At 60.4% G+C, this 19949-nt stretch carries 16 protein-coding genes and 1 tRNA gene; 7 read left to right on the top strand and 10 right to left on the bottom strand.

Annotation, left to right across the window (positions count from 1 at the left end; genetic code table 11):
- Positions 1–30 precede the first annotated feature (30 nt).
- From torD to torC, 3 genes are read right to left on the bottom strand one after another with little or no spacing between them, the layout of a single operon-like run.
- Complete coding sequence (gene torD, locus L1P05_RS01480; RefSeq protein ID WP_012847174.1) at positions 31–714, bottom strand: molecular chaperone TorD; 684 nt, start codon at positions 712–714, stop codon at positions 31–33.
- Positions 711–3260, bottom strand: coding sequence for a trimethylamine-N-oxide reductase TorA (gene torA, locus L1P05_RS01485; RefSeq protein WP_012847175.1), 2550 nt, complete (start codon positions 3258–3260; stop codon positions 711–713). Before torA ends, torD begins: the two co-directional genes overlap by 4 nt.
- Before the next feature lie 14 nt (positions 3261–3274).
- Entirely contained in the window at positions 3275–4432 is a 1158-nt protein-coding gene (gene torC, locus L1P05_RS01490; protein WP_012847176.1) for a pentaheme c-type cytochrome TorC, read from the bottom strand.
- A gap of 137 nt (positions 4433–4569) precedes the next feature.
- Here torC and torR point away from each other — a divergent pair, with 137 nt between their 5' ends.
- On the top strand, positions 4570–5259 hold the full coding sequence (torR, locus tag L1P05_RS01495) for a two-component system response regulator TorR (protein WP_015460770.1): 690 nt from the start codon (positions 4570–4572) through the stop codon (positions 5257–5259).
- Between the two features lie 7 nt (positions 5260–5266).
- Here torR and torT read toward each other — a convergent pair whose 3' ends face one another.
- The gene (gene torT / locus L1P05_RS01500) at positions 5267–6301 is read right to left on the bottom strand and encodes a TMAO reductase system periplasmic protein TorT (RefSeq protein WP_012847178.1); all 1035 of its coding nucleotides are present in this window, start codon (positions 6299–6301) and stop codon (positions 5267–5269) included.
- A 79-nt stretch (positions 6302–6380) separates the two neighbouring features.
- On the opposite strand from torT, the gene torS reads away from it, so the two are divergent.
- Positions 6381–9173 carry a TMAO reductase system sensor histidine kinase/response regulator TorS gene (gene torS / locus L1P05_RS01505; RefSeq protein ID WP_012847179.1) on the top strand — a complete coding sequence of 931 codons (2793 nt, stop codon included), beginning with the start codon at positions 6381–6383 and terminating at the stop codon, positions 9171–9173.
- 99 nt (positions 9174–9272) lie between these two features.
- Positions 9273–9413: a hypothetical protein gene (locus L1P05_RS01510; protein ID WP_012847180.1), complete on the top strand. Its 141-nt coding sequence runs from the start codon at positions 9273–9275 to the stop codon at positions 9411–9413.
- Positions 9414–9760: 347 nt separating this feature from the next.
- On the opposite strand, the gene L1P05_RS01515 is transcribed toward L1P05_RS01510, so the two are convergent.
- Positions 9761–9836 (bottom strand) — tRNA-Phe (locus L1P05_RS01515).
- Between the two features lie 559 nt (positions 9837–10395).
- Here L1P05_RS01515 and L1P05_RS01520 point away from each other — a divergent pair.
- On the top strand, positions 10396–11037 hold the full coding sequence (locus L1P05_RS01520; RefSeq protein ID WP_012847183.1) for a YfdX family protein: 642 nt from the start codon (positions 10396–10398) through the stop codon (positions 11035–11037).
- 107 nt (positions 11038–11144) lie between these two features.
- Here the strand turns inward: L1P05_RS01520 and dicD are convergent, their stop codons facing one another.
- The 5 genes from dicD to aspA all read right to left on the bottom strand — a co-directional run bounded on the left by dicD (position 11145) and on the right by aspA (position 16805).
- Positions 11145–11720 carry a division control transcriptional repressor DicD gene (gene dicD / locus L1P05_RS01525; protein WP_012847184.1) on the bottom strand — a complete coding sequence of 192 codons (576 nt, stop codon included), beginning with the start codon at positions 11718–11720 and terminating at the stop codon, positions 11145–11147.
- Between the two features lie 32 nt (positions 11721–11752).
- Positions 11753–13471: a protein-disulfide reductase DsbD gene (locus L1P05_RS01530; RefSeq protein ID WP_012847185.1), complete on the bottom strand. Its 1719-nt coding sequence runs from the start codon at positions 13469–13471 to the stop codon at positions 11753–11755.
- Positions 13447–13815 carry a divalent cation tolerance protein CutA gene (cutA, locus tag L1P05_RS01535; protein ID WP_012847186.1) on the bottom strand — a complete coding sequence of 123 codons (369 nt, stop codon included), beginning with the start codon at positions 13813–13815 and terminating at the stop codon, positions 13447–13449. The genes L1P05_RS01530 and cutA overlap by 25 nt, the downstream gene beginning before the upstream one ends.
- A gap of 136 nt (positions 13816–13951) precedes the next feature.
- Positions 13952–15253: an anaerobic C4-dicarboxylate transporter gene (locus L1P05_RS01540; protein ID WP_012847187.1), complete on the bottom strand. Its 1302-nt coding sequence runs from the start codon at positions 15251–15253 to the stop codon at positions 13952–13954.
- Positions 15254–15368: 115 nt separating this feature from the next.
- Entirely contained in the window at positions 15369–16805 is a 1437-nt protein-coding gene (gene aspA, locus L1P05_RS01545; protein ID WP_012847188.1) for an aspartate ammonia-lyase, read from the bottom strand.
- 364 nt (positions 16806–17169) lie between these two features.
- Here aspA and L1P05_RS01550 point away from each other — a divergent pair, with 364 nt between their 5' ends.
- From L1P05_RS01550 to groL, 3 genes are all read left to right on the top strand, one after another.
- Complete coding sequence (locus tag L1P05_RS01550) at positions 17170–17646, top strand: FxsA family protein (protein ID WP_012847189.1); 477 nt, start codon at positions 17170–17172, stop codon at positions 17644–17646.
- 216 nt (positions 17647–17862) lie between these two features.
- The gene (locus L1P05_RS01555) at positions 17863–18156 is read left to right on the top strand and encodes a co-chaperone GroES (RefSeq protein ID WP_005296032.1); all 294 of its coding nucleotides are present in this window, start codon (positions 17863–17865) and stop codon (positions 18154–18156) included.
- A 59-nt stretch (positions 18157–18215) separates the two neighbouring features.
- Positions 18216–19859 carry a chaperonin GroEL gene (groL, locus tag L1P05_RS01560; protein ID WP_012847190.1) on the top strand — a complete coding sequence of 548 codons (1644 nt, stop codon included), beginning with the start codon at positions 18216–18218 and terminating at the stop codon, positions 19857–19859.
- Positions 19860–19949: the final 90 nt, after the last annotated feature.

Raw genomic sequence — 19949 nt, forward strand, 5'->3', positions numbered from 1 at the left:
CCCGAAATCGATTTTCGTCTGTTTTTATTGTTATCCGGCAATGGGCCCTGGTGTGGCGGCCGGTGATACGCGCTCGACGGCGTTGAGGTCGGCATCCTGCTGAACCAGCGCCAGCAGCAGCTGGCTCAGGGCGCCGTAGAAACCAAACGGATCGTAGCGGACACAGCGTGCGCTGAACGCCGGCAGCCAGCCGAGCAGCAGGTTCAGGGTGGTACGGCGTAGCTGCATCCGTTCGCTCTCCTGGTGCTCCGGCTGCTCTGCGCTGGCGAAGCTCAGATGGCTGAGCAGCTCCAGGAAGATGGACAGGTGATCCTCCGGCTCGTGAAAGTCGGCGTTCAGCTGCATGCCGGCCTGGCGCAGCAGGGACTGCATCTCCACGCAGATCGCCTGGCGAAAGCGCGGCGTCTCTCCCTGATAGCAGGAGGCATAGGGCAGCGCCGCCCGCTTCTGCGACAGCAAAAACAGACCGGCGAAGTCTGCCGCCAGCTCCAGACGGGCGTCCGGGCGCGTCTCCAGCGCGGCGAGCGCCGCCTGCAGGTGCTGCAGCGCCGGGCGCAGGGGCGCCTGCTGGCAGAGCAGGTCGAGCCAGGCCTGCGTATCGGGCGAGCGCAGACGGGCCAGCTGCGCCTCGTCCGCTTCGTGGGCGAACAGCCCGGCCAGCCAGGCGTACAGGCAGGCATAGTGCTGCGCCGTCAACGGGCCGGCGGTGCTCATGGCGTCTCCTCCGTCTGCAGTGGTACGTACTGACACTGCGCCACCATCTCCTGCGGGCCATTGAAGGCGGTGACCGGATCCAGCGGGCCGCGGTACTTCTCCACCTCAACGATGGCGGTATGGGCGCTGGTGGCCTGGGCCAGCCGCGAAGAGCCGATATCCAGCGTCAGGACATTGGGGTTGCCGTATTTACACAGGGCCCCCGCCACGCCGCCGCGGTCCGGGTCGTACCATGCGCCTTCGTGGATGCGGATCACCCCGGGCACATAGCGATCGGAGACCACGGCCCCGGCCAGAACCTGGCCGCGATCGTTGAATACCCGGACGATATCGCCGTTGCGGATCCCGCGCGCGTCGGCGTCCTGCGGACTGATAAAGACCGGCTCGCGTCCACCGACGCTGTAGTGCGCCCGCAGCGTCGGCGATTCGCACAGCTGCGAGTGCAGACGGAAGTCCGGGTGCACCGACTGCAGGTGCAGCGGAAAGCGCGCCGAGCCGGGGCCGCCGTGGGAGCGTTCGGCCTTTTCGAACCACATCGGGTGGCCCTGGCAGTCGCCGTAGTGCATATCGGCAATGCTCTTGGAGTAGATCTCGATCAGGCCGCTCGGGGTGCCCAGCGGCTCCAGATCCGGATCGTCGCGGAAGGCCTGATGACGCACGAACAGCTGCGGATCGTCAAACTCGATATAGCCGCTGCCGTTCCAGAAGGCGTCAAACGTCGGCAGGTGGATCCCGCGGCCTTTGCCCTGCTGCGCGCCCTCTTGATAGATCCGCTTGATCCAGCCCATTTCGTCCAGCCCTTCGGTGAAGGCCTGCTCACGGTTAAAGCGTCGGCACAGCTCGCGGAAGATATCGAAGTCGCTACGCGCCTCAAACTGGGGCGGTACCAGCTGTTTCATCGCCAGAATGCCGCGGTTGGAGTGGTTGCCGTACTGATCCAGATCGTTGCGCTCAAACTGGGTGGTGGCCGGCAGGACGATGTCGGCGAAGCGGCAGGTGGAGGTCCACTGGTTGTCGATGGCGACGACGGTCTCCAGCGTCTGCCAGCCGGCGATCATGCGGTTGATCTGCTGGTGACGGTGGAACGGGTTGGTGCCGGCGAAGACGCACATTTTCAGCGCCGGTAGGGTCACCTGTTTACCGTTCCAGTCGATTTTTTTGCCCGGCTCCAGCATGGCATCGATAAAGCGGGCGATGGGAATGGTGCTGCTGGCGCCGCGGTAGTCGCTGCTGTTGTGCAGCGGCGGGATGGTGGTGGCGCCGGAGAAGCCGCTGAGGATGATCCCTTTGCGGCTCGGGGTGCCCGCGCCGTTGTAGTGCCAGCCAAAGCCAAAGCCGCCGCCCGGCAGGCCGATTTGTCCCAGCATGGCGGCCAGCACCACGATCATCCACGACCACTGCTCGCCGTGCTGCATACGCTGTACGCACCAGCCGGCGATGATCTGAGTCCGTCCGGCGGCCATCTGGCGCGCCAGGGCACGGATGGTTTCGGCGTCGATGCCGGTCAGTTTGGCGGCCCACTCGGCATCCTTCGGCTGGCCGTCCTGCGTGCCCAGCAGATAGGGCAGGAACTGGTCGAAGCCGACGGTGTAGTTGTCCAGGAAGTGGGCGTCGTACAGCTTCTCGCTGTACAGGGTATGAGCCAGCGCCAGCTGCAGCGGCACATCGGTCTGGGGATTGACGGCGATATGCTGCACCTTGTCGCGCCCCAGGTAGTCATGGGTAGAGGAGACCACGGTATCGATGCTGACGACGCGGATCTCACCGTTTGCGACCTTCTCTTTCAGTTGGGCATAGTACTGATAGACATCGTGATCTGGGCACCACCAGTTGGCCTGCTGGTTCTTCAGCAGATCGGAGCCCCACAGAATAATGGTCTTGCTGTTTTTCAGCACCAGCGGCCAGGAGGTCTGCTGCTCATAGACCTCCATGGAGCCGACGACCCGCGGCAGGATCACCTGGGCGGCGCCGGTTGAGTAGTCACCGCCGGTGCCCACGCTGTTACCGTGCAGCGCCAGCGCCCGTCCCATCATGCCGGCGGCGTTGTGGAACATGCCGGTCGACTGCCAGCCGCTGCCGCTCAGCAGGGCGCTGGGGCCATAGGTGGTCTGGATGCGCTCCAGCTCCTGGTAGAACAGATCCAGCGCCTCGTCCCAGCTAACGCGGACGAAGCGGTTATCGCCGCGCTGGCGCGTATCGCTGAGGTGGCGCTTGCGCATCCAGTCGATCCGTACCATCGGGTAGCGGATACGGGCCGTATTGTGTACATGATCCGGCAGACCGGCCACCATCTTGGAGGGGTAGCTGTCCTTCTCAAAGGGTTTGGCGGCGACAAAGCGGCCATCCACCACCGTGGCGCGGATGGCGCCCCAGTGTGAACCGGTCAGGATCCCTTCCTGTACGCCGCCCGCGGCGGCCGTACCGGCCTGTGCCTGCGCGTCGCGGCTGACCAGCAGGGAGGGGCCAAACATGCCCAGGGCGGTGAGTCCGCCGAGCTGTGACAGAAAACGGCGGCGTGATATGCGGACACTTTCGTTATGGTTCATCGATTGTCTCTCCCTTAGTGTTTCTGATCGGCGCCGCCGGTGTCTGAGGCGTTCATTTGCAGATATTTGAGCAGGGTGCGCTCTTCCCGCTTGTCCAGGCTGGTGAAGCCGATCATGCCGTTGAGGGTGCCAATCCAGCCGTTGGCGTCAAAGTGTGCTTTCTCCGGCGCGCCGTGGCACTGGTTGCAGGTGCCGTTGTACAGCGCATCGGCATAGGCCCAGATCGGCTTGATGTTATTGACCAGGTCGCCTTTTTGTACCCAGGCGGTGGTCTGCAGCTTGCTCCACTCTACGCCGGTGGCGGCGACGGTGGTTTTCTCCAGCGTCTTGGCGTTCTGCTGTACCTGGTCACGGATAGAGGAGACGAAGATACGTTTGCCCGGCAGCAGGGACAGCACGCGCTGGCGGCCATTGGTCTCCGTCCAGCCTTCGATCTGCACCTGCAGCCAGTCGCCGTCGCGCTTCAGCACGGTGACTTCGGAGGCGGGCAGCAGGGAACCGGCCGGCTCTTTGTCGCCTTTGGCGGCGTAGATCGGCTTCATATCCAGGGTGTACAGGGTGTTGCCGTCATCGCTGGCCGTCTGACGTAGCTCGGCAAACTGCTTGCGGAAGCCGCTGCTCATGTCCGGCAGCTGATGCGCAATGCCCTTATGACAGTCGATGCAGGACTGATTATCCTTGGCGGCGATGGCCATCTGCTTGGCGGCCTCTGGATGCTGCTTGGCGTGATCCATCGCATCATAGTTATGACAGGAGCGGCAGGTCGCCGAGTTATTCTCTTTCATCCGCTTCCACTCCCGCTCGGCCAGCTCGGCGCGCTTGGCCTCGAACTTCTCCGGGGTGTCGATCGAATGGGCGATGAAGGTCTGGTAGATATCATTACTGGCTTCCAGTTTACGTTTCACCATGCCCGGCACATCGGGGGGAATGTGGCAGTCATGGCACTCGGCGCGCACGCCGGAGGCGTTTTTGAAATGTACCGACTGCTTATACTCTTGGTAGACCGGCTGCATGCTGTGGCAGCTGACGCAGAACTCGGTGCTGCTGGTCAGCTTGATGCCGACGTGCGGCAGAACGATCAGCGCCAGGCCGATGACGATGCCCAGCGCCAACAGCGCCAGTACCGACCAGCGCGCGCTGGGGCGATTCAGCCTGTTCCATAGATTTTTCATCGCAAGATCCTGTCATGATGAGGGAATTGGGGTTATACGCGATCTTATTGTTTAAATATGAACAGGGTCACTGGTCAGCGTGAACACGATACGTCAGAATATGAACAGATATGAACAGCTAACGGTGGGCCGTGGCCATGACGCACCACATTGTGATTGTGGAAGATGAGCCGGTGACGCAGGCGCGTTTGCGCGACTACTTTGTCCAAGAGGGATACCAGGTCTCGGTGACCGCCAGCGGCGCTGGGCTGCGCGAGCTGATGCTGCTGCAGCCGGTCGATGTGATCCTGCTGGATATCAATCTGCCCGATGAGAACGGACTGATGCTGACGCGTGCGCTGCGCGAGCGCTCGACGGTGGGGATCATCCTGGTCACCGGCCGCTGCGATCGCATCGACCGTATCGTCGGTCTGGAGATGGGGGCGGATGATTACGTCACCAAGCCGCTGGAGCTGCGCGAGCTGGTGGTTCGGGTGAAGAACCTGCTGTGGCGCATCGATCTGGCGCGCCAGGCGCAGCCCGCGGCGGATAACTGCTATCTGTTCGCCGGCTACTGCCTGAACGTGTCGCGCCATACGCTGACGCTGGACGACGAGCCGATCCGGCTGACGCGCGCCGAGTATGAAATGCTGCTGGCCTTTGTGACCAATCCCGGCGCAATTTTAAGCCGAGAGCGGCTGCTGCGCATGCTTTCATCGCACCGGGTCGACAGCCCCGATGTGCGCACGGTGGATGTCTTAATCCGCCGTCTGCGCGCCAAGCTGCGCCCCGATCTGTTCGTGACCCAGCACGGCGAGGGCTATTTTCTGGCGGCCGAGGTCGCCTGACCGCGTCTTACTCTGCCTTCGGCGCGGGCTGATAGAGGTAGACCGGGCGAAAGCCCAGGGGAGAGAGCGAGCGGCGAACCAGCGCGCTGCTGACGTTGCGCTGGGTGAGCACCAGGATCGGCGGGCTGACGTTGTCCGGCACGCGCTCTCCCTGCAGCGTGCGCAGGGCTTGTTCGACGGCCAGCTCGCCCTGCCACACCATCTGGTCGCTGGCGGCGGCCAGAATGCGTCCGCGCTTCAGGCCGCGGTAAACCTGGTGCGAGAGATAGAATGAGACGATGGTCAGCGGCGTGGCGCGGTTACGCCCCTCGCCCATGGCGACTTCGGCGGCGATCGCGGTACCGGCCACCACATCGATATCCGGGTGGCGCTCCAGCATGTCCTGCAGCAGATTGCGCTGCACCTCGATGTCATTGTCGCCGTAGGCGACGTCCACGATCTGCAGGCGGCTGCCGCTCAGCGCCGCCTTAAAGCCATCGCTCATCTCCCGGCTGCCGCCGGCGTCGCGCGGGCCGGGCATCAGCAGAACCTTGAGCGGGCGCTGGCCGAGGCGCTGCGCCAGATAGCGTCCCGGCTGATAGCCCATCTGGAACCACGGGACGCCGATCCGGGTGCGGATGGCGGGATCGTGCAGGGCGTTGACGACCTCGATCAGCGGGATCCCTGCGGCCAGCGTCGCCAGCGCCGGGAAGCGGGCCGTGCTGCTGCCGATCAGTATGGCATCGGCCCCCCAGTCGCGACACAGGGCCATCTGCTCGCGCTGGGTCGCCTGCTGACGATAGCCGCCGGCCTCGAATACCTTCAGCGTCACGCCCAGTCGGTCGGCGGCCCGGATCATTCCATCGTTGATCGAGAGCCAGTAGGCATCTTTTAGGCTGGGGTAGAGGGCGCACAGCTTCCAGCGCTTAACCGCGTGCAGCGGGGGTTGGCGCAGCTGAACGGACTGACGATCCGACGGCCAGCGCAGCAGCGGAGCATCGGCGTGCGCCGTCGCGGTGGACAGCCAAAGCAGACATAGGAACAGGGTGTGCCGTCGGTACATAATAGCCTCGTGATGGGTAAGCCTTTATGCTAGTGCCTTATCACGGATTAACTCAACGTTTTTACGACGCGGGAGCGCTATGGGGACGCCTTCTCTGACTCGCCGGCTATGGCTGGCTTTTGCGCTGATGGCGGCGTTAACCTTGGGCAGCGTGCTGGTGGGCTGGTTTAGCCTGCACTACGTGGGCCGGGTGGAGCAGGCCAATACGCAGGCCCTGCTGCCGACCATGAACATGGCGCGCCAGCTGAGCGAGGCCGGTGCCTATGAGCTGTTTTCGGCCCAGAGCCTGAGCAATGCGGACAGCGAACGGGAGTGGCTGGCTCAGGGGCAGATGTTGACGGCGCAGAGCCTGAAGATCAGCCGTCTGCTGGATGAGCTGCGCCGCCAGGGATTCGATATCGATACCATCGCCCAGCAGGAGACGGAGATCACCCGTTCGCTGGGAGAGCAGGGGGCGCTGGTGGGTCAGCGTCTGCAGCTGCGTATGCGTGCGCGGGCGCTCAGCGCGCAGGTGGCGGCGGCGGCAGAGCAGATTGCCGAGCTGGCCAAAGGGCAGGCCAGCAACGCGGCGACGGCCGCCGGTGCGACCCAGGCGGGTATCTATGATCTGATTGAGCAGCGACGGGCAGCGGCGGCGGAGCAGGCGCTGGATCGGCTGATCGATATCGATCTGGAGTACCTGAATCAGATGAGCGAGCTACGCCTGAGCGCGCTGCGGGTCCAGCAGATGATCATGGCGCTGGAGAGCGACAGCGGCCGTCTGGCGCTGAGCGAACAGGAGGAGCGCTTGGCACAGGCGCTGCGCATCCTGCAGCGCCGCCAGCAGCGGGTTGAGGATCCGCGCATTCGCGCCCAGATAGCGCAGGCGCTGGGGCAGGTTGCGCAGTACCGTACGCTGGTCGATCTGTACCGCCAGGATAATGATATTTACGCCCGGCTACAGGCGCTGTCACAGAACAATCTGGATCTCTTTACCCGCTTTAGCGCGGAGATAAGCCGCCAGGTGAGCGATATTGAGCTGCGCAATGCCGCCGCACTAGAGCACCTGCAGCAGGCGCGTCGTCTGGGGTTGACCTGGCTGACGCTGCTGGGGGGCGCCGGGCTGCTGGCGCTGTGCCTGATCCTGTGGCGCGTGGTTTACCGCTCGCTCTCTCAGCCGCTGGCCCATCAGACGGCCGCGCTGCAGCGCCTGCTGGACGGCGACTTCGACTCCCCCTTTCCCGATCGCGCCGGGGTGCGCGAGCTGGATACTATCGGACGTCTTATGGAGGCATTTCGCACCAGCGTACGCGCCCTGCGTCATCAGCGTCAGCATCTGGCCGATCTGGTACAGATGCGCACCGCCGAGCTGCAGGCGCTGGTGGTTGAGCACCGTCAGGCCCGCGCAGAGGCGGAGAACGCCGATCGGGCCAAGTCGGCGTTTCTGGCGGCGATGAGCCACGAGATCCGTACGCCGCTGCACGGCATTCTGGGCACCGCCCAGCTGCTGGCAGAGCAGCCGATCTCTCCCCAGAGCCGGGGCTATGTCCAGGCGATCAACGACTCCGGTGAGTCGCTGCTGGCGGTGTTGAACGATGTGCTGGACTATTCGGCTATCGAAGCCGGCAGCAGTAGCGTGGTGCTAAACGATGAGCCGTTTTCACCGCGCCAGCTGCTGGACAGTCTGCTGCGTCTGGCGGAGGGGCGGCTGCGCGAGCGTCCGCTTCGCCTGGCGCATGACTACGCTGATGCGTTACCGGCCTGGCTGCAGGGCGATCCGCGCCGGATTCGCCAGATCGTCATGAACCTGCTGAACAACGCCCTGCGTTTTACCGAGCGCGGGGTGATTTGCGTGAGCTGCGGCTGCGATGAGACGCACTGGTGGATAGCGGTTCAGGACAGCGGCTGCGGCATCGACCCGGCGCAGCAGGCGGCCATATTTCAGCCATTTGTGCAGCTGAGCGCCCGACGCGGCGGTACGGGGCTGGGGTTGGCCATCTGCCGCGGCCTGGCGCAGGCCATGGCGGGAAGTCTGGAGCTGAGCAGTACCCCGGGCAAGGGGAGCCGCTTTTGCCTGCGTTTACCGCTGCGTCGGGCGGCGCTGCCGCCGCCGGAGGCGCCTGCGCAGGCATGGTCGCTGGTCGGTCGCCGTCTGCTGCTGATCGAGGATAATCCGCTTAGCCAGCGTATCAGCGCAGAGATGCTGCAGAGCGCGGGCGTTCAGGTTCATATCGCCGGTAGCGCCGCGGAGGCGCAGGCCTTACTGGCGCGGGATACGGCGTTCGATGCGGCGCTGGTGGATTTTGATCTGCCGGACAGCGACGGACCTACGCTGGCGCGCCAGATGGCAGAGGCCTACCCGCAGCTGAAGCGCATCGGTTTTAGCGCGCATGTGCTGGATGAGGCTCAGCATCGACGGATCCGTCCACTGTTTTGCGGCATGATCCAAAAGCCGGTGCCGCGGGCAGAGCTGTGTCGCTTGATTGCCCATGCGCTGGCCGACGGTGAGCACAGTACTGTGCGACCGACCCGCATAGTGCGGCAGATCGCAGCACCGCTGGATGACGAACAGCTAGCGGAGGATGTGGCGACCTTTGGCCAGCCGTGCCTGACGGAGTGGCTGGCGCTGTTTCGTCAGCACTCGCTACCGCTGCTGGCTGAGATTGCAGCGGCCCGCGCCGCGGGAGACGCCGACCAGGTGAAGGGGCTTGCGCACCGCCTGAAGAGCAGCTGTGCTAGCCTGGGAATGCGCGGCGTAGCGGATGCCTGCCTGGCGCTGGAGCGAGCCCCGCTGACGGCGGCGGCGCTTGACGAGCCGATCCGGGAGGGACTGGCGGCGCTGGAGGCATGGCTGGCGAAAGTCTCAGAATCGGATGACGGCAAGATAACGTGATTACCAGTATGATGAGAGGAGATATCATGGTATTGGTGCCCGGCGTCGAGGTGCCGTCACGGAGCGATGGCGAAGCGTCTACGGGATAAGGAGCAAAGGATGTGGCAGTTAAAGCGGCAGGCGCCGGCGTTGCATAAAAAAACGCGGCGGATAAATCTCGGCTGGGCGATCGCCCTGCTGCTGCTGGGAGGCAGCATGGCGCTAGCCGCCGTGATCTACCTGATTATCAGCGCGCTATAGCGTCTGTGGGCCCTTGCCCTACCACGAGGTCGGGGCATGGGCCAACAGCCGGAGACTCGCACGATCTTCATGACGAGGCTCCCGGGGATTTTGCCTCTTCAAGGTGTTCCGTTTCACGGTCACGCTTAAGCTCGCCTTTGCCGATAGTGGGGTATCGCGCCTGGAAAACCACGCTTCAGATGTCATCTGCTGCCGTTTCGGTCTTTGCTGGGCTTTATCGTGAGGCTTATTCGGTACTGCTGGGACGTGGGACTGGAGAAGGGTGAAGATGCTAACGACAGGGATGCCAGCAATCTCCCGATTCAAAAAGCAAAAACCCCGCCATAAGGCAGGGTTTTTAGAAGAAGTGGTGCCCGGACTCGGAATCGAACCAAGGACACGGGGATTTTCAATCCCCTGCTCTACCGACTGAGCTATCCGGGCAACGGGGCGCATTAAACCGTATTGCGCCCGGCGCGTCAACGATTTTATCGGCCTGGCAGTTCATCTGGAGATAAAATCAGCGTTTCCCCCACGGCCAGGCGAGAGCCGCGGCGCCTCGTTGTCAGCGCCTTATCGGGGGCTTGGCTACGGGCGTCGTACATTGTGCTCGCCGCCGTTTTGTCAGCTTTTGTCTCTGGGGTATCTGGAATCGCTGTTTTTCAGGCTAATGGCGATATCAACGCAGATGTTGAACGCGGTGCTAGCGCCGCAGGGGTAGCTAAGCGTGCTATTCTGTTAACGCTAGAAATAAATAATATGATTTAAAACATTAGGTTATTTATCTATGTAATGAAGATTAAATTTTGGACCCGCGCTGTACGCGGTGCAGGCCGGGGAGTGTGCGCTTTTTTTGCCGCTGAATGGCAGGGGAGGTGATGCAATTGACATGACTTGGTCGGCGTCTATAACTAAATGGGTCAGCGGGAGGAAAGTGTATAGCGCCTCCGCTGCAACGAGCGAGTTAACGATTTAACCAGTATGGGATAAACGGGCCAAGATTATGAAACGTATTTTGACAGCAACTGCTCTTTCTCTGGCGATGTTTTCTACCTTTACCTGGGCGGCCGACGCCGCGCCGACCGCGCCAGCGAGCGCCGCTGCAGCCGCCGCCGGTTTGTCTGCCCAACAGGTGCAGGATGTGGCTAAAGTGGCTCAGCAGGGCTTTACGGCAATGCGTGATATGCAGTATGCGCGCGTTGCGCTGTTCCGCGGCTATCCGGATGTTGCGACCAAGCTGACCGATCAGTCTGCGGGTCTGCTGGCCGACGATAGCACCGACTGGAAGTCCTTTATCAAGTCGGATAAAAAGGCGCCGCTGGCCGGTGATAACTATGTGATCATCAACGCGTCGATTGCGCTGTCTGAAGACTTTGTGGCGACGCCGGAGAAACAGAAGGCGATCGCCAAGGCGAACGAAAAGCTGAGCAAGGGCGATCGTAAGGGCGCGCTGGAAGAGCTGCGCTTAGCCGGCGTGGGGATTACCGAAACGCAGTATCTGATGCCGCTGAAGCAGACCCGTCAGGCCGTCGCTCATGCGCAGAGCCTGCTGAAGGCGGGCAAGTACTATGAGGCTAACCTGGCGCTGAAGGGCGCTGAAGAAGGGATTATTACCGACAGCGTAACGCTGGTCGACGGCAAATAATCGCCCGCGGTTTCCGTAGTGTGTTGTGTATGCCACCTCCTAGAGAGGTGGCTTTTTTGTGTCGTGAACCCCCGACTGTGCCGGGGGATATTTATGTTTTACGCGGCTTAGCTCAGGGCGTCATGCCGTCGGCAGTGGGCGATGTGCAGGATGTCCTGCGCCAGATGCAGCGCGATATCGACATCCTCACGTCGGCGGCTGACCAGCAGCCGGTTCAGACATCCCTCCTGCACCAGCTCCATCTGGTGTGCGACCAGTGAGGCATCGCCAATCTCACTCTCCTGCAGCAGGTGCAGCGTAAAATCAAACGACGCCTGCTTTTGCCGAGACGCCAGCTGATGGATCGGGTGGTCGGCGGCGGGGTACTGGATGCAGGCCGAAATAAACAGACAGCCGGGGAAACGCCCCTGCTCGACATGCTCTGCCAGCACCGGATAGCGGGCCAGGATTTTGTCATCGTGGCTCAGGGTGTCATTTAGCAGGAGCTGTCGGCGCCAGGTATCGATCTGCTGGCCGTGAAAACGCAGACAGTCGTACAGCAGGGCCTCGCTGTCTGGCCAGTAGCGGCGCGCCTGATCAAGGGGCAGCGTTTCGCTATCGATCAGGGCGGGCAGCGTGGCGTCGGCCAGACCATGTTGCTCCAGGCGCCGCAGCGCCTGCGTCAGGATGTGCTCCCGTTGCATTCGGTTCTCCTCATGATGAAGGGCGTCGCCCGTCACTGCGCCTGCGGCAGCTGCCGCAGGTGCGCCAGAAAACGCTCGGCGTCCATAAAACCGGTGACGCGTGCGTTGTCTAACGGCTGCCCATCGGGAGTGAAAAACAGGATCGACGGCAGTCCCAGTACGTTAAGCTGCTGCAGCAGCTGGGCGTGCTGCTCGGTATTGGCGGTCACGTTTGCCTGCAATAGCAGGGTGCCCGCCAGCTGGCTACGCACAGCATCATTGCTGAAGGTATATTTCTCAAACTCTTTGCAGGCGGTGCACCAGTCGGCATAGAAGTCCAGCATCACCGGCTGCCTGCGGGCCTTGGCCTGCGCCAGCGCCTGAGCCAGCTGCTGTGGGGAGTCGATAGGCTGGAACGCCAGGGTTTCATTGACGCCGGTGCTGGCGCGCGGCGCACCGTCGAAGACCCAATCCTGCAGCGGGCGGGCGCAGATCAGCGCGGCGCCCAGCAGCAGGATCTGCCAAAGGCGGGTACCGCGGCGGCGTGCGTGCAGGGAGAGGCTGAATCCCCACAGGAAGAAGGCGATGCCAAGCAGGCTCCACAGTCTCATGCCCCAGGCTTCGCCCAGTATACGCTCCAGCAGAAAGACCGGCAGCGCCAGGATCACAAAGCCAAATCCCTCTTTCACATGCTGCATCCACGGCCCGCTGCGCGGCAGCAGCCGGTTACCAAACAGCGTGACTGCGATAAGCGGGATCCCCATGCCCAGCGCGTAGAGGTAGAGCGTACCGCCGCCGACCCACAGGTTACCGCTTTGGGCGATATACAGCAGAATGGCGCTGAGGGGCGCGGTGGTGCAGGGAGAGCAGATCAGGCCGGCGAGGGCGCCCATCACGAAGACGCCGAGCAGCGACCCGCTGCGCTGGCGGTTGCTCCATAGCGTCAGCCGGGTTTGCAGCGAAGCGGGCAGCTGCAGGGTGAACGCCCCGAACATGGAGAGCGCCAGCAGGATAAACAGCAGCGAGAGGCCGATCAGCACGTAGGGGTGCTGAAACGCGGCCTGGAAGCGCAGCCCGGCGGCGGCCACCACCATGCCCAGCACGGTGTAGGTAATGGCCATTCCCTGTACATAGACCAGCGCCAGCAGGGCGGTATGCCCCCAGCCGTGGCGCTGTTTCTGGCCCAGGATCAGCGCGGATATCAAGGGGTACATCGGCAGGACGCAGGGGGTAAAGGCGATGCCGATGCCGATCAGCAGCGCCCACAGCGCCGGAAAGGGCAGCGTTGGCGCGTGCTCCGTGTTCGCCGTCGCCGCGCCGGGGGACGGTAAGGCGCCGGCGGTCGCGGTTATCGCCTCAAGGGGAATGCGCCGCGTCTCCGGCGGGTAGCAGAAGCCCGCGGCGGCGCAGCCCTGGTAGGTGACGCTTATCTCGCCCCCCGCCGCGGCGCTGAGCAGGGGCAGCGTCAGGCTGAGGCCGTCGCGGAAGATGGCGGTCTCCCCCTGAAACTCGTCGTGATGGGGGATCCCCGGCGGTAGCTGCCAAGGACCTAGCTGGGCCTGATGGGGCGTAATCCGGATCTGTTGACGGTACAGGTAATAGCCGGGCTGGATCTGCCAGCGCAGCGTCAGATGCTCGCCCCGTTGCTGAAAGTCAAAGGCAAAGGCCTGATTGACCGGAACAAAGCGAGGCTGCTCGCCGAACAGGGAGGCCTGGGCGGGCAGCAGGGTCGTAATAAACAGCGCAATCAGCGCAAAGATGCGTTGAGCCATGATAGGTAGTCTTGATCTCCTGCCTGCACCGGAATGACCAGTAGCTCCGGCGTTTGGTAAGGATGCTGATGTTTCAGATAGGCGAGCAGGGCCTGCTGATGGCGCCGTTCGCTTTTGATGATCATCTGTACTTCATACTCCTGCTCAAGCTTTCCTTCCCAGTAGTAGAGGGAGGTGGCGCCGGGGATCAGGGTCACGCAGGCCGCCAGCTTTTCGCCGAGCAGGGCGGCGGCAAGCTCCTGCGCGCAGGCTTCGTCCGGCGCAGTGCACAGAACCACGACGGCATCGCTGTGGTCAACGGGAACCGCCGCAGCGGCGGTAAAGGGAGTCACGGTCTGGGACATAGTGGACCTCGCGGCGTTGCCAGTGTTGATGATGATTTCGACACTATACCGTGAGGGGGGCGGGCTTGTCAGGCGCAAACGGGCGCAAAAATGACAACGGGGCGCAGTGCGCCCCGTTAACGTGATGTGTGCGAGATTACAGCATAACGCTGCCCAGCAGGAAGCCGAAGCAAACTGACAGGGCCACACCCAGGGTACCCGGGATGAAGAACGGGTGGTTAAAGACCAGTTTACCGATGCGGGTTGTACCGGTGTCATCCATCTGTACTGCGGCGACCAGCGTCGGGTAGGTCGGTAGGATGAACAGGCCAGACACCGCGGCGAAGGAGGCAACGGCGGTCAGCGGAGAGACGTTCAGGGCCAGGGCCATCGGCATCAGCGCCTTCGCGGTAGCGGCCTGAGAGTACAGCAGGGCAGAGGCGAAGAAGAAGATGACGGCCAGCAGCCACGGATGATTCTGGATAACGGTACCGGCGGTTTCTTTGATCCAGTCGATGTTGGCAGAAACGAAGGTATCGCCCAGCCAAGCCACGCCCAAGATACAGATACAGGCGCTCATACCGGCTTTGAACGTGCTGGAGTTCAGTACGTTATCGGTATCGACACGGCAGATGATGGTGGTCAGGGTGGCCACGCTCAGCATGATGATCAGGATGGCGTTGGTGGTGTTCATCAGCGGTTTGGCAACCAGGCCCAGGCTCGGGCTGTTGATGATGGCATAGGCCACCACGGCAACAACGCCCAGCAGGAACAGCCATACAGAGGTCTGTGCGCCTTTTTTGATTTCAATCTGCTTGTCGCCGCGCAGCGTGATCAGACCCTCTTCCAGACGCTTGCGGTATACCGGATCGTTGGACAGTTTGGAGTCAAAGCACCAGGAGACGATCAGAGACATCACCAGGACCGCCAGGAAGGTGGACGGCAGCACAACCATCAGCAGATGGAGGTAGCTGATACCGTGGCCTTCCATCACGGAAGACATGTAAACCACGGCGGCAGAGATCGGTGATGCGGTAATGGCGATCTGTGCGGATACCACGGCGGTGGAGAGCGGACGGCATGGTTTGATACCCTGCTCTTTAGCGACTTCGGCGATAACCGGCAGCGCAGACAGGGAGATGTTGCCGGTACCGGCGAAGATGGTCAGGAGGTAGGTGACGATCGGCGCCAGAATGGTGATGTATTTCGGGTTCTTACGCAGAACTTTTTCAGTCTGGTGAACCAGGTAGTCCATACCACCGGCAACCTGCATTGCAGAGATAGCGGCGATAACGGCCATGATGATAGAGATTACGTCGAACGGAATTTTACCCGGTGCAACGCCGATGGCGGCCAGCACCAATACCCCGAGACCACCGGCGAAGCCGATCCCGATCCCGCCCAGTCTGGCCCCCAAGAAAATCGCCAGCAGAACAATTACCAGTTCTAGAACTAGCATAGTGTTTCTCCTTAAAATGTAATGATAATAATTCTTGTTTTACTCTCAACTCTGTCAATAAAAAGGCACGGCTGACCATGGGACCAGACGTGCCTTTAACAATCCGATGCGTTAATTATTTTTCGCTTTCATCGGTATAGCGTTTAGCTTTGTAAGCCGGGTGCATCAGGTTTTCAACAGAGAAAATGTCGTCCAGCTGCGCTTCAGTCAGCAGGCCGCGCTCCAGCACAACTTCGCGTACGCTCTTACCGGTTTCAGCACAGATTTTACCTACGATATCACCATTGTGGTGACCGATGAACGGGTTCAGGTAGGTAACGATACCGATAGAGTTGAAGACGAATTTTTCGCAGGTTTCTTTGTTGGCAGTGATGCCGTCGATGCATTTCTCACGCAGGTTGTAGCAACCGTTGGTCAGCAGAGAGATGGATTCGAACATAGCCTGGCCGATAACCGGCTCCATAACGTTCAGCTGCAGCTGACCGGCTTCTGCTGCCATGGTGACGCAGGTGTCGTTACCGATGACTTTGAAGCACAGCTGGTTAACCACTTCCGGCACAACCGGGTTAACTTTAGCCGGCATGATGGAGGAACCCGCCTGCAGCTCCGGCAGGTTGATTTCGTTCAGGCCAGCGCGCGGACCAGAGGAGAGCAGACGCAGGTCATTACAGATTTTGGACAGTTTAACCGCGGTGCGTTTCAGCGCGCCGTGAACCATCACGTAGGAACCGCAGTCAGAGGTGGCTTCGATCAGGTCTTCAGCCGGTACGCACGGCAGGCCGCTGACTTCAGCCAGCTTCTGCACGGCCAGTTTCTGGTAGCCTTCCGGCGTGTTCAGACCGGTACCGATAGCGGTAGCGCCCAGGTTGACTTCCAGCAGCAGTTCAGCGGTGCGCTGCAGGTTTTTCACTTCTTCGTTCAGCAGTACGCTGAATGCGTGGAATTCCTGGCCCAGGGTCATCGGTACGGCGTCCTGCAGCTGGGTACGGCCCATCTTCAGGATGTTTTTGAATTCGTCAGCTTTACGGTCAACGCCTTCACGCAGGTTTTTGATCGCGTCGATCAGCTTCATGATGGAAGCGTAAACGGCGATGCGGAAACCGGTCGGGTAAGCGTCGTTGGTAGACTGGCATTTGTTCAGGTGGTCGTTCGGGTTCAGGTACTGGTATTCACCTTTTTTGTGACCCAGCAGCTCCAGACCGATGTTGGCCAGCACTTCGTTGGTGTTCATGTTAACGGAGGTACCGGCGCCGCCCTGGAAAACATCTACCGGGAACTGGTCCATGCATTTGCCGTTGTTCAGGACTTCGTCGCAGGCCAGGATGATGGTATCAGCAATTTTACGCGGGATAGTCTGCAGTTCACGGTTAGCCAGCGCTGCCGCTTTTTTAACCATAACCATGCCGCGAACAAATTCAGGAATATCGCTGATTTTGTCGTTGCTGATGTAGAAGTTTTCCATCGCACGCAGGGTGTGAACGCCATAATAAGCGTCTGCGGGAACTTCACGAGTGCCTAATAGATCTTCTTCAATACGGATGTTATTTGACATGAGAACCTTCTTTCATTGATGCCGAATAGTAAATTAGCTAATAAATTAATTTTCTTTAAGGAACAACAGAGAGAATTCACCGTTCTCTCTTTTATGGACACGATCATATGCTGCTAGGAGGGAAAAGTATGAACCTAGATCACTATATGGTGTATCTTATCCCTTTGATTCTCATATCTGTGATAATACTCACAGATAATGTAAATAACTAACAAGAGTTAGCGAAAAAACAGCGATTAAAATAACACCATACGAATTATATGGACGTTTTTTTTGACTCCAATATAATTTTATTTTTAAAGTACTCGTTTTTTATTTACATTCGTGTAAACAATGAAACAGTCGTTTAAATAGGAGACACCGTTTGCGCTGGTTGCCCTTTATCCTGATATTTTTTTATGTCTATATTGAAATATCGATCTTTATCAAAGTCGCTGCCGTTTTAGGCGTTGCATTGACGCTGCTGCTGGTGATCTTGACCTCCTGCCTCGGTGCATCGCTGGTGCGTAATCAGGGAATGAAGACGCTGATGCAGATGCAGCAGAAGCTGGCGATGGGGGAGAGCCCCGCCGCAGAGATGATTAAAAGCGTGTCGCTGGTGATGGCGGGTCTGCTGCTGCTGCTGCCGGGGTTCTTTACGGACTTCCTCGGCCTGCTGCTGATGCTGCCGCCGGTGCAGAAGCGCTTGGCGCTGAAGCTGCTTCCTTATTTCCGTATCTACCGCAGCGGTGGTCCGGGCGATGGCGGCGGACCGGGCGGTGGACCGGGCGGCGGCGGCCATACCTTTGACGGTGAGTTTGAGCGCAAGGATGACGATCGTCAGCGTCTGGATAATAAATGAATCCCCTCGGCCCGCCTTTCCGGCGGGCCGCTGTCATTTCTGGGTTGCATCTTCGGCTTTCGCAGGTTAAAAAAAAGCGAATTTTTTTGTCGCGCCCCCTTGAAGGTGGGAAGCGGCGCCCCAATCTAGCAAAGCATGAGTCCGGAGCGTGGCGTCATCGCCCGTGTCTGGCTTTCAACCCTAAACGATATGGACTTTCTCAAAGGAGAGCTATCAATGAAAATTCGTCCATTGCATGACCGTGTGATCGTCAAGCGCAAAGAAGTTGAGTCCAAGTCTGCTGGCGGCATCGTTCTGACCGGTTCCGCAGCGGGCAAATCCACGCGTGGTGAAGTCATCGCCGTGGGTCATGGTCGCATTCTGGAGAATGGCGACGTGAAACCGCTGGACGTGAAGGTCGGTGACACCGTGATTTTCAACGATGGTTATGGCGTGAAAGCCGAGAAGATCGACAATGAAGAAGTGTTGATCATGTCCGAAAGCGACATTCTGGCCATCGTTGAGGCGTAATCGCCGCATCCGCATAGCGCTCGCAATATCCAATTGAACGAATTTAAGGGACAAAGATAATGGCAGCTAAAGACGTAAAATTTGGTAATGACGCCCGCGTAAAAATGCTGCGCGGCGTGAACGTTCTGGCAGACGCAGTGAAAGTGACCCTGGGTCCGAAAGGCCGTAATGTGGTCCTGGATAAATCCTTCGGGTCTCCGACCATCACCAAAGACGGCGTGTCCGTTGCGCGTGAAATCGAACTGGAAGACAAGTTCGAGAACATGGGCGCGCAGATGGTGAAAGAAGTCGCCTCCAAGGCGAATGACGCCGCCGGTGACGGCACCACCACCGCAACCGTACTGGCACAGGCTATCGTTAACGAAGGTCTGAAAGCCGTGGCTGCGGGTATGAACCCGATGGATCTGAAGCGCGGCATCGACAAAGCCGTGACCGCCGCCGTTGAAGAGCTGAAGGCGCTGTCTGTACCGTGCTCTGACTCTAAAGCCATTGCGCAGGTAGGGACCATCTCCGCCAACGCCGACGACACCGTGGGCCAGCTGATCGCTGAAGCCATGGAAAAAGTGGGTAAAGAAGGCGTTATCACCGTTGAAGAAGGCACCGGTCTGCAGGACGAGCTGGACGTGGTTGAAGGTATGCAGTTCGATCGCGGCTACCTGTCTCCGTACTTCATCAACAAGCCGGAAACCGGCGCCGTTGAGCTGGAAAGCCCGTTCATTCTGCTGGCTGACAAGAAGATCTCCAACATCCGCGAAATGCTGCCGGTGCTGGAAGCCGTTGCTAAAGCCGGTAAGCCGCTGCTGATCATCGCCGAAGACGTTGAAGGCGAAGCGCTGGCGACCCTGGTGGTCAACAACATGCGCGGTATCGTGAAAGTGGCTGCGGTGAAAGCGCCGGGCTTCGGCGATCGTCGTAAGGCGATGCTGCAGGATATCGCTACCCTGACCGCCGGTACCGTTATCTCTGAAGAGATCGGTATGGAGTTGGAAAAAGCGACGCTGGAAGATCTGGGCCAGGCTAAACGCGTGGTCATCAACAAAGACACCACCATTATCATCGATGGCGTGGGCGAAGAGTCTGCCATTCAGGGTCGTGTTACTCAGATCCGTCAGCAGATCGAAGAAGCGACCTCTGACTACGATCGTGAAAAACTGCAGGAGCGCGTGGCTAAACTGGCGGGCGGCGTAGCCGTTATCAAGGTTGGCGCGGCAACTGAAGTTGAAATGAAAGAGAAGAAAGCACGCGTAGAAGACGCCCTGCACGCAACCCGTGCTGCGGTGGAAGAAGGCGTGGTGGCCGGCGGCGGCGTGGCGCTGGTTCGCGTAGCGGCCAAGCTGGTTGATCTGAAAGGCATCAACGAAGAGCAGAACGTCGGTATCAAGGTTGCGCTGCGCGCGATGGAAGCGCCGCTGCGTCAGATCGTGGCCAACGCCGGTGAAGAGCCGTCAGTGGTCACCAACAACGTGAAGGCCGGCGAAGGTAACTACGGCTATAACGCGGCGACCGAAGAGTACGGCGACATGATCGATATGGGTATCCTGGATCCGACCAAGGTAACCCGCTCTGCGCTGCAGTACGCTTCCTCTGTTGCCGGTCTGATGATCACCACCGAGTGCATGGTGACCGATCTGCCGAAGGAAGAGAAAGCTGACCTGGGTGCTGCCGGTATGGGTGGCATGGGCGGTATGGGCGGCATGATGTAATGCGCCGCGCGCCGCTGCTAGCCTAGCGGGCAGCGCATCGTGACCATGTCCCTCACCGGCCGTGGTCACGGCGTTGCCGCGGAAGCAGCA

Origin of the sequence: Edwardsiella piscicida, assembly GCF_021733145.1 — a bacterium.
GTDB lineage: Bacteria > Pseudomonadota > Gammaproteobacteria > Enterobacterales > Enterobacteriaceae > Edwardsiella > Edwardsiella piscicida.

Coding starts and splice junctions, on each gene's coding strand:
- aspA (WP_012847188.1), bottom strand. CDS start 16,805: ATGTCAAATAACATCCGTATTGAAGAAGATCTATTAGGCACTCGTGAA.
- dicD (WP_012847184.1), bottom strand. CDS start 11,720: ATGCAACGGGAGCACATCCTGACGCAGGCGCTGCGGCGCCTGGAGCAA.
- torS (WP_012847179.1), top strand. CDS start 6,381: ATGGGGACGCCTTCTCTGACTCGCCGGCTATGGCTGGCTTTTGCGCTG.
- torC (WP_012847176.1), bottom strand. CDS start 4,432: ATGAAAAATCTATGGAACAGGCTGAATCGCCCCAGCGCGCGCTGGTCG.
- groL (WP_012847190.1), top strand. CDS start 18,216: ATGGCAGCTAAAGACGTAAAATTTGGTAATGACGCCCGCGTAAAAATG.
- torR (WP_015460770.1), top strand. CDS start 4,570: ATGACGCACCACATTGTGATTGTGGAAGATGAGCCGGTGACGCAGGCG.
- torD (WP_012847174.1), bottom strand. CDS start 714: ATGAGCACCGCCGGCCCGTTGACGGCGCAGCACTATGCCTGCCTGTAC.
- L1P05_RS01555 (WP_005296032.1), top strand. CDS start 17,863: ATGAAAATTCGTCCATTGCATGACCGTGTGATCGTCAAGCGCAAAGAA.
- L1P05_RS01530 (WP_012847185.1), bottom strand. CDS start 13,471: ATGGCTCAACGCATCTTTGCGCTGATTGCGCTGTTTATTACGACCCTG.
- cutA (WP_012847186.1), bottom strand. CDS start 13,815: ATGTCCCAGACCGTGACTCCCTTTACCGCCGCTGCGGCGGTTCCCGTT.
- L1P05_RS01510 (WP_012847180.1), top strand. CDS start 9,273: ATGTGGCAGTTAAAGCGGCAGGCGCCGGCGTTGCATAAAAAAACGCGG.
- torA (WP_012847175.1), bottom strand. CDS start 3,260: ATGAACCATAACGAAAGTGTCCGCATATCACGCCGCCGTTTTCTGTCA.
- L1P05_RS01520 (WP_012847183.1), top strand. CDS start 10,396: ATGAAACGTATTTTGACAGCAACTGCTCTTTCTCTGGCGATGTTTTCT.
- torT (WP_012847178.1), bottom strand. CDS start 6,301: ATGTACCGACGGCACACCCTGTTCCTATGTCTGCTTTGGCTGTCCACC.
- L1P05_RS01540 (WP_012847187.1), bottom strand. CDS start 15,253: ATGCTAGTTCTAGAACTGGTAATTGTTCTGCTGGCGATTTTCTTGGGG.